Genomic DNA, 15,203 nt, shown 5'->3' with positions numbered 1-15,203 from the left:
TTTCTGAACCTGTGGGTTGCGCATTGCAGAAGGAACGGCGGAATTTGAGGAGCTAACCGGAATCGCGGGGTGGGGAAGTGAAGTACAATGAAGTGAAGTGGAATAAGTGAACTTAAATTGGCTGTTGTAATGGAAGGGGACTCGAGTATGAAAAGTAAAAAAATAACATAATATTCTACATATTAAAAATAATTGACATAATATGCCGTCGAAAATATAATTAATCTAAAGCATGAACATTTATTCAATTAATAATATAAGGTATTAGCGAATACATTAGTGATTTATTTCACTTGATGAAGGGGGATTACTATGTTTCTGGAGATTAGAGACGTCGAAAAGTACTATGGCTCAGGCACCAGTCATACCAAAGTATTGGATAAGGTCTCCGTTTCTTTTGCAGAAGGGGAACGGTGTGTGATATTAGGTCCAAGTGGTTCAGGCAAATCCACATTATTGAATGTAATAGGAGGATTGGATCAGATTGAATCCGGAACCATCACCATAGAGAACCTGGAAATATCTAATTTAAAGCCAAAAGAGTTGAGCCTGTACAGAAGGGATTATCTCGGTTTTATTTTTCAGTTCTATAATCTTATCCCTAATTTAACAGTAAAAGAAAATATTCAGGTCCTGGAATTCTTGACGGATAGTCCCTTGGATATTCAAGAATTACTGGATACGTTGGGCCTTGCAGAGCACCAGAACAAATTCCCTTCCCAATTGTCTGGAGGGCAGCAACAAAGATGCGCCATAGCAAGAGCATTAATAAAGAATCCTAAGCTTTTACTATGTGATGAACCGACAGGCGCACTGGATTATTCAACATCCATAGAAATGCTGATGCTGCTTGAAAACATAAATGAAAAGTATGGAACTACGATGTTGATTGTCACACATAATACTGCAATCAAAGATATGGTACATAAAGTAATAAAAATTAAGGATGGAAGGATCATTGAGGATTACAGGAATGATATCCTGACTCCTGCTGGGAATTTGGAATGGTAGGTGACAAAAATGATTATTAACAAAAGAATTACAAGGGAATTGAAAGGAAATAAATATCGTTACGGCGCCTTATTCTTTCTCGTAGTTCTTAGCGTAAGTGTTGTTGTAAGTATGGCTGCAGCGGCTGATTCCGTGTTTTATACAGTCGATACCAATAAAAAAAACAATCTGATAGAGGATGGGGAATTTACGGTAATCACTCCATTTTCAAATGAGCAGAAAACCAAGGTAGAGCAACTTGGTGTGACCTTGGCTGAGAACTTTTATATTGATCTGGATACTTTAAGCGGCGGTGTACTTCGGATCTTCAAGAACAGGGTACTCATGAATACTGTTACTTTGGATAGTGGTAATCCTGCAGTTTCAACGAATCAACTAACAATAGATAAAAATTATGCCAAAAGCCAGCATATTAAAATAAATGATCTCCTTGATTTAGGGACTGAAAGCTATACTGTAACAGGCATAGGATCGGCACCCGACTATTCTTTAGTGCTTAAAAATCCATTTGATGTTGTTGCTGATCCGGACAAATTCAGTATCGCTTTTGTTTCAGAAAATGCATTTGAGGAATTGTCGGATCAGGGAAATACCATCACTTATAACTACAGCTACCTTCTTAATGAAGGGGCGACCACAAAGGAGCTGAAGGAATACATACAGGGGGATTTAACTTACTACATGGAGGCGAAGGATAACTCAAGAATTGATGGCGTGAAGTCGGATTCTCAAATCAATAAGTCAAGTTCACTTATAGCAGGTGTCATTGTATTAATGCTAGTTGCTTATATGATATCCATATTTGTTACTCATAACATTGTTAAGGAAAGTTCAGTAATTGGCGCTCTGTACGCTTTAGGCTACCGTAAGAATGATCTGATGAAGCACTACATGATATTACCTTGTGTTCTTGTTTTTGCCGCATCCTTGGTAGGGACAGTACTAGGCTATCTATTGATACCTTATCTTGAGGATACTTCCTCGTACTACTCTCTTCCAGAAATCCAGCCAGTGCTCCGCCCCTACCTTATGGTTTATGGAATAGGAATCCCTATTTTAATAACCTGGTCTGTGAACATGCTGACAATTAACAGAAAGTTATCTTCCCCGCCTCTTCAATTACTGAGAAAAGAAAAGAAATACAGCAAAATTATAAATATAAATCTGGGAAATTTAGGTTTCATTTCGCGCTTCCGTATTCGTCAATTTCTGAGAGAACTTAAAGCCAATATAACCATTGTTGCCGGACTGATGCTGGCCATTCTATTAATGATATTCAGCTTTGGCATTAAAGGGACAATCAATAATTATGTCACCCATGCAACAGAAGACGCGAAGTACAACTATATGTATGCCTTGAAATATCCACTTAGTGAAGCTCCATTGGATAGTGAGAAGGCATATATCAAGCCGTTATACAGTTACCTGGATATGGCAGGTAAAGATTTAGAGGTTAATCTCTTTGGAATTCGTCCGGGAAATCCATATTTTAAATTTACAGTGGGCGGGGAGCGCAATGATGTCTATGTTTCCAACGCTGTAGCCTATAAATATGGTTTAGAGCCTAATGACACAATTAACTTAAAAGATCCTATTGTAGATAAAAGCTACACTTTTAAAGTCAAAGCTGTAGTGCCATTCGCTCCAGGACTATATATTTTTACAAATATAGATCATATGAAGGAGGTGTTTGGGCAGAGCGGGGAATATTATAACACCTTGTTATCTGCCAATGAATTGAATATAGAACAGAATGCTGTGGCTTCAATCATAACACTTGAAGATATGGCTGACTCTGCTTCGAAATTCAATGATATTATGAGAAGTTTAATTTCCATGCTCCTTACAGTTTCCATTGTGATCTTTATTTTGGTGCTATATCTTTTGCTGAAAATGATGGTGGATAAGGCTATTTCCAGTATTGCGTTAATTAAAATGTTTGGTTATAACGAACAAGAAATCCGGAAATTATATCTTGGAAATACAATTTATACGGTTGCACTTGCTGTCTTGTTAGGGATACCTGCAAGTACATGGTTTGTAAAGCTGATATGGCCTTATATGATAACTAATGTTGCTGCCGGATTTGAAAGTGTCATTCCATTGAATTTATACGCTGTTACTATTGGAATTATTTTCATATCCTATCTGATCGTTCAGATCATGCTGTCCAGACATGTCAAGGAAATTTCACTAGTGGAAATATTAAGAAGCAGAGAGTAAAGCACATAATTGTATTTAAATGATAAAGGGGAGTACGCTATGGCATTTGGAAGTTTAGTTGAGATGATTAGTCATGCCGGGACAGAACGGGGAATTACGTTTATTTCAAGAAACGGATTTGAGAAGTATGTTTCCTATAATGACTTGATGCAAAACGCACGCAAGGCTTTACATATTCTTCATTCAAGAGGAATTAAGTATGGTGAAGAGTTAATTATGCAAATTGAAGATAATGAACAATTTCTGACCGTATTTTGGGCATGTATTATAGGTGGGATTATACCTGTACCTGTATCAGTCGGACATAATGATGAACATAAACGAAAAATATTTAATATTTGGGAAATCCTGATTCATCCTTACATAATTGGAGTGGAAAGAACCTTCACTGAACTGGAGAGCTTCGCTCAAAAAAACAGTTTGTCTAGAAGCCTGGAGGCGATAAGAGAACGATCAATTATTCTTGAATCAGATTTTGAAGATACGGGAAATTATAAGGCTCTTGTTTCCGACAAATCTATCCATAGGCCTGAGCCTCATGATATTGCGTTTATACAATTCTCGTCAGGGTCGACTGGGACTCCCAAAGGGGTAATGCTTACACATCGTAACTTAATTGCTAATTTGGAGGGTATTACGGCAGGTGCAGAAATCTCGTCTCGGGATAGAGCCTTAAGTTGGCTTCCATTAACTCATGATATGGGACTAATTGGATTTCATTTAGGTGCTCTGGCTAACTGTGTAGATTTATTTCTTATTCCCACTGATCTTTTTATTAGAAGGCCGTCTATATGGTTTGACAAAATCAATGAACACCGGATTACCTTAACCTCCTCGCCTAATTTTGGATATAAACACTTTTTGCAATCTTTTAGGAATGAACAAGAGAAAAATTGGGATCTTAGCTGCGTTCGGCTAATATTTAATGGTGCAGAACCAATATCCCCAGGAATTTGTTGGGAATTTATGGATAGAATGAAGCCCTTTCAACTAAGTAAATCAAGTTTATTCAATGTTTATGGTCTCGCAGAAGCAAGCCTTGCTGTTACTTTTTCTCCGGTTAACGAGGGGCTTTCTACTGTTGCTCTGGACCGCAGCAAATTGTTTATCGGCTCTGAAATTAATGAACTTGAAGAGCATGAGGAGCATTGGAGATTGGTGGATTTAGGGTATTCCGTTATGCATTGCAGGTTACGCATCTGTGATGAGAAGAATGCCGCGCTGCCTGAACGGCATGTCGGAATCATACATATCCAAGGTGATAATGTAACATCGGGTTATTATAATGATCCGGAGGGAAGTGCTGAAATCATCAGCACTGATGGCTGGTTAAATACTGGGGATTTAGGATTCATTCTTAATGGGCGCCTCATCGTGACTGGAAGAGCAAAAGATATTTTATTTGTAAATGGTCAAAATTTTTATCCTTCGGATATAGAGACCGTGGCACAACAGCTCGATGGTATTGAATTAGGCAAGATAGCAGCCTGCGGAATATGGAACAATGAACTGCAAAGTGACGAGCTTTTAATTTTTATCTGGCACAAACAAACATTGGAACCGTTTGTTGCACAATCTGTAGTGTTAAAACGGCTTATAAGCTGGAAAACGGGCCTGGAAGTTAGTCATGTGCTTCCTGTAAGCGATATGCCAAAAACAACGAGCGGGAAAATTCAACGTTTCATGTTGAAACAGTGGTATAAAGAAGGGAAATTCGACTCTATTCTACAACAGATGGAGCAGTTACAAGGTCATTTGGAATCAGCTTCTTCTCTTGAATCACCATCAATAGGATTGGAAAGTGAACTGTTGGAGCTATGGAGAAGGTGTTGTCCGGATATCAAGCTTGGGGTGAATGACAACTTTTTTGAAGCAGGAGCCACATCATTGATTGTTAACCAAATGGCTGATCAAATTGAAAACACATATAACCGTAATATTTCTGTAACAGATTTATTTGCAAATCCTACAATTGTGAAAATGGCGAGGTTTTTGTCCAGCCGGGATGCATTTAGTATCCCCTGCATCCAACTACCATCAGCGTTCTTTGTGAAGCACTCGACAAGTGCACAGCATGCTAAAATATTCCATTTCGAAATTTCTGATGATGCATTTAATAACTTATCCATAGTGTGTTCTGAGCAACAAATTACAATCGGGGAATATTTAGCGTTCTGCTATGGCATGGTCCTCTCTAAATTGGCAGACGCGAAGAATATTGTACTTAATACAATGCTGGAACAAGAGAACAGTGTAGAGCTATCATTTGTGGATACTTTGAATATGGAATTGCAAAAAGGTGGACAGTCCTATTTTAAATTGGACGATTTGCGAAAGATTAAGTTAAAGAAAGAGTTAAGTGAAGCTGCCGTTTTTATGTATGACAGGGCTCTAAAAAGATCCGGGGTTAATTTATTGACTTGTTTTGATATCGTTATAGAGTTTGAACTTGCTTTTAACAGTATAAAAGTTGTTTGTTATTTTGAACCAAGAAGAATGCAAGAGCCAGCAGTAAAGGAGTCATTCGATGATCTGGCGGATATGGTCTTTAATTTAATCAAGGAGGGGTAACATGGGGAAAACGGCATTTTTATTTCCAGGGCAGGGATCTCAATTTGCGGGAATGGGAAAACCTCTTTACGACAAATATAGTAGAGTACAAAAGATTTATGAAGAGGCATCTGAAGCTGTGGGCTATGATCTTGCTGCATTGAGCTTTGGAACAGATGAGAATAAACTGGCGAATACAGAATTTACCCAACCGGCCTTATTGACATTAAGTTACAGCATGTTCCAGGTGTATATGGACGAAAGGGGGATCGAACCGGACTATCTGGCAGGCCATAGTCTTGGGGAATATACTGCGTTAGCATGCAGTGGCGCTATTCCTTTTTTTCAAGCTGTAAAATTGGTAAGCCGCCGGGGGAAGATTATGCAGCAAGCTGTACCCAAAGGTGAAGGATCGATGCTGGCAGTGCGTGGAATTTCCTATCGGCTTTTAAATCAGCTTTGTGATACAACCTGGATGAAGAACAAGAGGGGAGTTGAGATTGCATGTTACAATTCATCTGAACAATTTGTCATTTCAGGAGAAGTTGAACCCATACGCCTTATAGATCAGGAGATTAGACAAGCAGGAGGGGAAAGTATCCCGTTGAGAGTAAGTGCTCCGTTCCACTGCCATCTGATGAACAGGGCTGCGCTCGATCTTCATCAGGAATTGAAGAAGTATACTTATTATCGTTTGCATTGGCCGGTCGTATCCAATGTAACCTCCAAGCCGTATAAAAATGAACTAGACATCGTGCCGACATTAACAAAACAGATGACAAATACAGTGAAGTGGTACGACTCTATGTTATTTCTGCTGGCCCAGGGTACAGATGAATTTATCGAACTGGGACCAGGACAAGTGCTTGGGCGCTTGATGAAACACATTTCTAAGCAATCAACCGTTCTTTCATTGAATAATATGGATCTGCATAAGGAAAAAGAGCCTTCTGAAGAAGAAAAGCTGCAACATTGCATGGATATAATCAATGCTTGCCTAGCTGCTGCAGCAAGTACCGAGAATTGTAATGATGGTAAAGAATATATAACCTCAGTTGTTCCTCCTTATACAAAGCTGGAAAAAATGAAGGAACAAATTTATAAAGAGAAAATATCCAGTTTCGGAGAGCAAGGGAGGAATGCAATAGAATTGCTAAAGTTGATTTTAATAGTTAAAAAAGTTGATAGTCAGGAAATTGGAGAAAGGTTAATCCCGATTAAAAAGCTTCTCTCTCAATTATAAAGGGAGTGTTGAAATGTCAAAGAAAAAATTCTCATTTTTAGCAAACGCAAATACTTATGATTCTAAGAAACAAGCTAGTGGGAATGTGGTGAGTGCTAGCAGTAGGGATATAGCTATCATTGGGTTATCTTCCAGATTTCCAATTGCAGATAACTATTCGGACTTCTGGGATATGCTGTCTGCCGAGGCTAATTGTATTCGTCCTTTTCCAGCCGCAAGAAAAGAAGATGCCGAAAAATATTTGAAGTATATTCGTCCTACTGAGCAAGGCTTTGAATTCATAGAGGGAGCTTATTTAGATAATGTTGACCAATTTGATTATAATTTTTTTCGCATAACACCCATAGAAGCCAGGATGATGAATCCTAATCAGCGTATTTTTCTGGAGACCGCATGGGAGTGCCTGGAGGACGGGGGATATGGCGGTGAAAAAATTAAAGGCACTGATACTGGAGTATATGTAGGTTATATTGCAGACTCTGAAGGGAGCCAGTATCGACAAATCGTATCGGATACGAGTAAACAACATTATTCGGCTGGAGTTACAGGTAATTTGGCTTCAATTATTCCAGGCAGAATTTCTTATTTACTTGACTTAAAGGGGCCGAGCTTGTTAGTTGATACCGCTTGCTCTTCATCACTGGTCGCTATTCATCTTGCATGCAGTGCCCTTAGGAATGGTGAGTGCAGCATGGCGCTGGCCGGAGGAGTGAGAACTACATTGCTTCCTCTTGATCATCAAGAGAAGATTGGCATTGAATCATCGGATGGACGGACAAGAGCATTTGATGATAGTGCAGATGGTACGGGCATAGGTGAAGGGGCAGCAGCAATATTGCTCAAACCCTTGGATGAAGCCTTGAAAGATCGGGATCATATTTATGCTGTAATCAAGGGAACGGCTGTAAATCAAGACGGTAATTCTATTGGTATTACCGCACCCAATGTTACGGCTCAAACAGAGGTTATTGTTAAAGCATGGAAGGATGCAGGGATCGATCCAGAGACGATCTCATACATTGAATCACATGGGACTGGCACAAATCTGGGAGATCCTATTGAAATCGAAGGAATTAATGCAGCCTTTCGAAAATATACGGATAACAAGCAATTCTGTGGAATTGGCTCATTAAAATCCAATATTGGCCATTTGTATGATTGCGCAGGCATTGCAGGCATGATTAAACTGGTGCTTTCTCTACAGCATCGGGAAATTCCGGCAAGCCTCCACTTTAACACGCCTAACCGAAATATTGATTTTCTGGGTTCCCCCGTGTATCTCGTTAATCGTAAGAAGAAATGGGACAAGGCTTTCCCCTTAAGAGCGGGGATAAGTTCTTTTGGTTTTAGCGGAACTAATTGTCATATTGTTGTTGAAGAAGCCTCTCCTGTGCAAGTACGTCCGACAAAGAAAGCAACAGCAACTGAAGTATTCATAATTTCAGCTAAGTCTAAAAGGGCATTAGCTCGGTACATAGACCGCTATTATCAGTTTCTGACAGATCATGAGGATACTGACCTTGGAAATCTATGTTACACGGCTAATACTGGACGACAATTTCATTCATTCCGGGTTGCAATCGTAACTGAAAGCATAGTGGAACTGAGAGAACATTTAAACCTCTTACTCATGGGGAACTTTGACGTTTATCGTAATGGCGATGGGCCAATTTTTTATGGGGACAAGGAGGGGGATGAGACCACAAGTGATTGTGATTCAGATGATCATGTGAAATTAGCCCATTTGTTTACTCAGGGGAAATGCGTGAGATGGCACAGACTTTATAATAAGGAGCAACGTTATACCATTCCTTTACCCACCTATCCCTTTGAACAAGAAAGCTGCTGGATCAATATTCCTGATGCTTTCCTTGCCCCTTCTGACACTGTAAAAGGCTTTTCCCTTGAAGGAAAAGAAAATTCCGAGGATTATTCCGAAACTGAATACCTCCTTGGACAAATTTGGTCTGAGGAACTTGGTTATAGCAGCATTAATATTCATCGTTCTTTATATGAGATGGGCGGTGACTCCATCCTTGCTACCAAATTTGTTAATAGATACAACCGCACTTGTTCCTCACCTATTACAATTGCCGATGTCCTGAAATGGCAAACGGTTAAAGAACTCGCATATTTTATAGATCAAAGGGAACTTTCTGAAAAAAAGAATCAAAATGCTTATAAGATCGAACTCCTGCCTCAACAAGAATATTATCCGATATCGTCAGCACAAAAGAGAATCTACATACTTCAGCAATTGCTTGATAGAGAAACAAGTTATAATATGCCATTTTCAATCAGAGTAGAGGGAATTATAGATTACACCAGGTTTGAAGATGCTTTGCTTCAACTCATCAATAGGCACGAAGTATTCAGAACGTCCTTTCATAACGTAGACGGGGAGCTAGTACAGCGAATTTCCAACCATACCCCTTTCACTCTGCATCATCAGAGAACTACCCTGGAGGAGTTACCCAAGTGTGTTCAAAGCTTCATCTTGCCGTTTGAGCTGGATAAAAGCCCGTTAATACGTGCTAATCTGTATCGTATAAATGCTGAAACGCATGTCCTGTTAATAGATATGCATCATATCATTTCAGATGGCACCTCATTGTCGATATTGCTTCAGGATTTCATTCAATTTTATAACAAGTTAAAGCCGGATTTTTTACATATTCAATATAAAGATTATGCCGGATGGCATAACCGCTTCTTGCAATCGGATGAAATGGAGGCCATGCGTCAATATTGGCTGGACAGATATAAGGGAACTGTTCCGATGCTCTATGTCCCTACAGATTTCCCGCGCCCTTCCATAAAAAGCAATGAAGGGAATATTATTGAATTTAGTGCGGATCAACAACTGTTTGGAAATATTAATAGACTGTGTGGGGAGACCCAATCCACACTATTTATGATCTTGTTATCAGCATATTATTTACTGCTTTTTAAATATTCGGGGCAGGAAGATATAGTCGTGGGCTCGCCAATCTCCGGAAGAAGGAATGCTGATACGGAGAAGATCGTCGGGATGTTTGTCAACATGCTGGCTCTGCGGAATTTCCCGGGGGACAATAAATCGATTGCTTGCTTTATAGAAGAAGTTAAAGAAACTGCACTATGCGGCTATCAGAATCAGGATTTTCAGTTCGAAGACTTGATAGATCAATTAGGGCTCCCGAGAAGTGTTAACCGTCATCCTTTGTTCGATGTGGTATTTGCTCTGCAAGACGGAAGCATGACTTCGGTTCAATGCGGAGATCTGAAATTAAGTTCCAATAATATCAACCCAAACTCTAAATTTGATTTTACTCTACAGGCTTTTGCGAGTGATAAAGATATTCTGTTTACATTTGAATACAGCACACAGCTCTTTCAAGAAGAAACGATCAGAAATATGGCTAAGAATTATTTATTGTTATTGGCTCAAATGACGCAAGATCGTAATCAGCTCATAAAGGAACTCGAAATCAAGAGAGTAAATCAAACCGAGTCGGCAAAAGTCTTTCAGGAGATGGATTTTAATTTTTGAAAAGAAATATTCAGATTGGAGTGCTTAATTTGATTAATCAATCATTAAATAGCTCTGAATCCATAAATCAGGATGACATTCGTTATTGGTCAACAAAACTTGAGGATGATCTGCAAATGAGCGGTTTTGCTGCAAAGGCCATGTTCATGCACGAATCAAGCTCAGAACAGCAGCAATTCAAGTATAATCTGGACGAAAACTTGACCCAGCGGATCATGTCTCAGTGCAGGGGAAATCAGTATGCACTTTTTATATTTATATTGTCGGCACTGAAGTTGTTATTAAGCAGATATACCAGTAATACAGATATATTGGTGGGCATACCGCCACTTAAAGACGATGCGAAACAATCGCAGGTTTCGTCCGCAAGGCTGCTGCCGATTCGAACACAAGTGGATTGGACAGGAAACTATAAAGAGTATTTAGCCAGAGTTAAACAAACAGTCTCTGAAGCATACTTGCATCAAGACCTTCCGTTTGCTGAATTTCTCTATAAGTCTTCAAGTAATACTCCTGATGAATTTAAGACAATTGTTATGCTGGAGAATATACATAATTCAGTAGCATTAAAGTTTATGGGGTCGGAACTCTTGTTTCTCTTAAAAGCTGAAGAGGAAGGTCTTGCCCTCATCATTCATTATAATAGTGGATTTCATGCTCTCCAGATGATACAGCAATATGCTGGACACTTAAGTCATTTGCTGAATTGGCTTAGCTCTTATCCGGATGAACCAATGGAACGAGCCGAATTAATGGTTCCGGCGGAACAGAATGAATTATTGGAGAAGTTCAGCAATGGAGGTGGAACAACAGCGTCCGAGTTAGCCACAGTAGTTGAAGGTTTCGAAGTAATGGCAATGCAATATCCAAACCTGCCTGCAGTAATTGACGATAACCAATCTCTTTCTTATTCTGCACTGAATGTCCGTTCCAATCAATTGGCTCATTTTCTACTCATGCAAAATATAGCATTGGAGGAACCGGTAGGTATTCTTCTTCCACAGTCCGTTGAGCAAGCGATAGCGCTGCTGGGAGTATTAAAAGCTGCAGCAGCTTTTGTCCCTTTAGACGTGGATAATCCTGAAGAGCGAATCCAGGCAATAGTCAAAGATGCAGGGATCAGCTTTATTATCTCATCAAAAAAGTACATTCGTAAGTTAAACCGCCTTCAGTGGGACTGTCCTCTAATGAAGAGTTTTCTGTGTTTGGATAGTTTGGATGTATACGAAGAAGAAGAAAATGAGTCCAACAGTTTAATGGATGAGAATCTTTGGGAATATATGGGGAGTGTGGCTGTAGACGAAATCACGGGCGGAGGCTGGGTCAATAGTTATACAGGAGTAAATTTTAGCCAAGCAGAAATGGACGAGTATGGCGATAATGTATTGGTTAAGCTGCAGCCCTATTTAAAGAGGCATCAGAAGGTGCTGGAAATTGGCTGTGCTTCGGGTATAACGATGTTTCGTGTTGCTCCCCTAGTTGGCGAGTATTATGGTACAGACCTTTCGAGTGCCATCCTGGCAAAAAACCAGTTTAGGGTAGAACAGCTGGAAACCGAGAATATCCGCCTGATGAAGTTGCCTGCCCATGATGTGGATTCCATTCCGGGTAACTTTGATATTATTATTATGAACAGCGTAGTACAGTGCTTCCATGGTCATAATTATTTTCGCCAAGTGTTGAGAAAAGCAATTGAAAAGATACCTGAGCAAGGAATTGTCTTCATCGGGGATATCATGGATTTGGACAGCAAGGAAGCGTTTATTCATTCCCTTCGTGATTATGCCAACCAGCATCTTGAACAACACCCTGCTTTGAAAATGGAATGGGATGAAGAATTATTTTTATCCCGCACGTTTTTTGAAGATTTGCAATGTGAAATAAGGGGAATTGAAAGCATCGAATTTACCGGCAAGCTGGGCAAAATTAAAAATGAGCTTACGGAATATAGATATGACGCTTTATTGGTAATCAACAAAACGAATTCGAGCAGCAGAGCTCAGAAAAAGTTGAAGAATAAATATCAGTTCAGCAGCAGCGACCTGGAATTGATAAAAGAATTCCCTAACCCGAACTGTAAGCCCCAGCTTGATCATCTAGCATACATTATTTATACATCCGGAACCACCGGAACTCCCAAAGGTGTCATGGTCCAGCATCGCGGACTTGCTAATTTATGCGAGTGGCATAACAACCGTTTTAAGGTTACCTCTCAGTATAATGCGACAAGATATGCGGGATTTGGATTTGATGCTTCAGTATGGGAACTTTTTCCGTACTTGATAAGTGGTGCAGCGGTTTATTTTATCGACATTCGTCTTAAGCTGGATATTCAGAAGCTTAACGATTTCTTTGAAGAGAAGCAGATCACGATCAGTTTTTTACCTACCCAAATATGTGAGCAATTCATGGAAGCTGACAATCATTCCCTTAAATATTTATTAACGGGAGGAGATGCACTTAGAGTTCTCAAACCGACTCCATATGAAATTGTGAATAATTATGGTCCAACGGAGAATACGGTAGTTACTACAAGCGGAAAGTTAGATGCACAATACAAGATTATTCCTATCGGTATGCCGATTGCCAACGTTTCAGTCTATATTCTGGACGATTATGGCCACTTGCAGCCTATTGGGGCTTCAGGTGAGATATTCATCGCAGGAAATAGCCTTTCCAGAGGGTACTTGCATAGAGATGATTTGACAGCAGAGAAATATATCAATAATCCATTTGTTCCTGGAACCAAAATGTTTAAAAGTGGCGACATGGGAAGATGGATGCCAGAAGGGAGCATTGAATTTCTCGGAAGAGCCGACTATCAAGTGAAAATAAGAGGTTGTCGAATAGAACTTTCCGAGATCGACAATAAGCTTCTTAAGCTGCCTTATATTAAAGAGGCTGTCGTGATCGACCGGTTGGAAGAAGGGGGAGACCGTTATTTATGTGCTTATTATGTAGCTGACTATGCAGGAGTTGAAGTAGCTGACATCAAAAAGGACTTGGCAAAAGAATTACCGGATTACATGATTCCTGCCTACTTTGTGGCAATAAATACAATGCCTCTGAATTCAAGTGGCAAAGTAAACCGGAAGCAGTTGCCGGAGCCGGAGGAAAAGCTGCTTATCAAGTTGAAAAATTATAAAGCGCCTATGAATGAAACTGAACAAATTCTGTGTGGAATTTGGCAGGACATATTGGCGCTTGAGAAAATTGGAGTTATGGACAATTTTTTTGAAATTGGAGGGAATTCACTTAAGGCAGTTAGGGTGGTTTCGAAGCTATCCGAGCGATTTGAAATTGGAATCAATCAGTTGTTCCAATATCCTACAGTTGAAGCTTTAGCTGCACAGATTCATGTAAAGGATATTTCATTAGAACAAAAGATGGAACAAGCCAAACGATTTATTCTTGATTCCCGTGATCGTGTTATACAAGCTGAAGAAATCACTGAGAAAATGAGGCTTTACTCAGTCAATGCTTATGATGAATTGTATAAAGGTGAAATCCAATTTGATTATGATCTGCCAAAGCATGTTCTGCTTACGGGTGCTTCGGGATATTTGGGTGTTCACCTATTGTTTGAAATGCTAAACGTGTCAGAGGACCATATTTATGTTCTTAAGCGGGGAATTAATGTAGTTGAAGCGGAAAATATATTAATCAATAGATTAGACTTCTATTTTGGTACGGATCTATACGAACGCAATAAACATCGGATACATGTGATTTGCGGAGATTTAACTCAAGTACAATTTGGTTTGGATCCCAGTTACTATGCTCATCTTGCAGTGCACTTGGATACCATAGTTCATGCAGCGGCTAATGTAAAGCATTATGGTGCATTTGATGATTTTTATAAGGTCAATGTACTGGGAACAGAGCATATCATTGAATTTGCTTTCTCAGAGCGGCAGAAGAGTTTGCATTTTGTATCGACTGTAGGTGTAGCAAGCGGAAGAATTAATAACAAATCTCAATTTTTGTTTACCGAGGATGATTGTAATGTTGGGCAACAAATCGATAACTTTTATACTCAAACCAAATTCGAAGCAGAGCTAAAAGTAGTGAACGCACAAAAAGCTGGATTAGCTGCGAATATATATAGAGTGGGTAATCTGGTGTGTCATTCGGAATCGGGGAAATTTCAAGAGAATATTGAAGAGAACGGCTTTTATAAAACGCTGAAATCTTTTATCAGATTGGAGAAAATGCCTGAACAAAGTCCACATTTCATTGATTTTACATTTGTGAATTACGCAAGCAAGGCAATAGTACTCCTTATGAAAATCCAAGGTAAAAGACAGGCGACCTATCATGTTTTTAATCATAAATACACCAGCTTACAGCAATTGAACCAAATGCTTAATCAAAGCGGATTTGATGTCAATGCAATTTCCCCAACAGCTTTTCTCGACTTTTTGTACATCAACCGGAATGAAAAAAGGTTTGAGGAACATGTGGAAAATATCCTGTTACACTCCAGAATTCTGAATACCGAAGAGACCTTCTTTGTTATGACTTCAGAGAGAACGGCTAGTATATTACAACAATTAGGATTTGAATGGCCAGAAGTGAATGAAGAACATATTCGAAAAATGACAGATTACTGTACACAGGTGGGCTTTTTGTAGGAGGGATCAT

General features: G+C 39.4%; 6 protein-coding genes. All 6 read left to right on the top strand.

Going from position 1 to position 15,203, the window contains the following annotated elements:
• Positions 1-312 precede the first annotated feature (312 nt).
• Genes HYD27_RS15385 through HYD27_RS15360 form a run of 6 tightly spaced genes read left to right on the top strand, consistent with a single transcriptional unit; the run spans position 313 to position 15,193 of the window.
• Positions 313-1,011 carry an ABC transporter ATP-binding protein gene (locus HYD27_RS15385; protein ID WP_219216561.1) on the top strand — a complete coding sequence of 233 codons (699 nt, stop codon included), beginning with the start codon at positions 313-315 and terminating at the stop codon, positions 1,009-1,011.
• 9 nt (positions 1,012-1,020) lie between these two features.
• Positions 1,021-3,234, top strand: coding sequence for an ABC transporter permease (locus HYD27_RS15380; RefSeq protein ID WP_219216560.1), 2,214 nt, complete (start codon positions 1,021-1,023; stop codon positions 3,232-3,234).
• A 39-nt stretch (positions 3,235-3,273) separates the two neighbouring features.
• Entirely contained in the window at positions 3,274-5,805 is a 2,532-nt protein-coding gene (locus HYD27_RS15375; protein ID WP_219216559.1) for a non-ribosomal peptide synthetase, read from the top strand.
• A 1-nt stretch (position 5,806) separates the two neighbouring features.
• Complete coding sequence (fabD, locus tag HYD27_RS15370; RefSeq protein ID WP_219216557.1) at positions 5,807-7,027, top strand: ACP S-malonyltransferase; 1,221 nt, start codon at positions 5,807-5,809, stop codon at positions 7,025-7,027.
• A gap of 13 nt (positions 7,028-7,040) precedes the next feature.
• On the top strand, positions 7,041-10,559 hold the full coding sequence (locus tag HYD27_RS15365; protein ID WP_219216555.1) for a condensation domain-containing protein: 3,519 nt from the start codon (positions 7,041-7,043) through the stop codon (positions 10,557-10,559).
• The gene (locus tag HYD27_RS15360; protein WP_219216554.1) at positions 10,556-15,193 is read left to right on the top strand and encodes an AMP-binding protein; all 4,638 of its coding nucleotides are present in this window, start codon (positions 10,556-10,558) and stop codon (positions 15,191-15,193) included. The genes HYD27_RS15365 and HYD27_RS15360 overlap by 4 nt, the downstream gene beginning before the upstream one ends.
• Positions 15,194-15,203 lie beyond the last annotated feature (10 nt).

The sequence above is a fragment of the Paenibacillus sp. S150 genome (assembly GCF_019352175.1).
Lineage (GTDB): Bacteria > Bacillota > Bacilli > Paenibacillales > Paenibacillaceae > Paenibacillus_AQ.
The sequence above is the reverse complement of the archived record's forward strand: the minus strand, read 5'-3'. Positions and strand labels throughout refer to the sequence as shown.

Excerpts from the sequence above, each read along its gene's own strand:
- HYD27_RS15380 (WP_219216560.1), top strand. The coding sequence starts at position 1,021 with ATGATTATTAACAAAAGAATTACAAGGGAATTGAAAGGAAATAAATAT.
- HYD27_RS15365 (WP_219216555.1), top strand. The coding sequence starts at position 7,041 with ATGTCAAAGAAAAAATTCTCATTTTTAGCAAACGCAAATACTTATGAT.
- fabD (WP_219216557.1), top strand. The coding sequence starts at position 5,807 with ATGGGGAAAACGGCATTTTTATTTCCAGGGCAGGGATCTCAATTTGCG.
- HYD27_RS15385 (WP_219216561.1), top strand. The coding sequence starts at position 313 with ATGTTTCTGGAGATTAGAGACGTCGAAAAGTACTATGGCTCAGGCACC.
- HYD27_RS15375 (WP_219216559.1), top strand. The coding sequence starts at position 3,274 with ATGGCATTTGGAAGTTTAGTTGAGATGATTAGTCATGCCGGGACAGAA.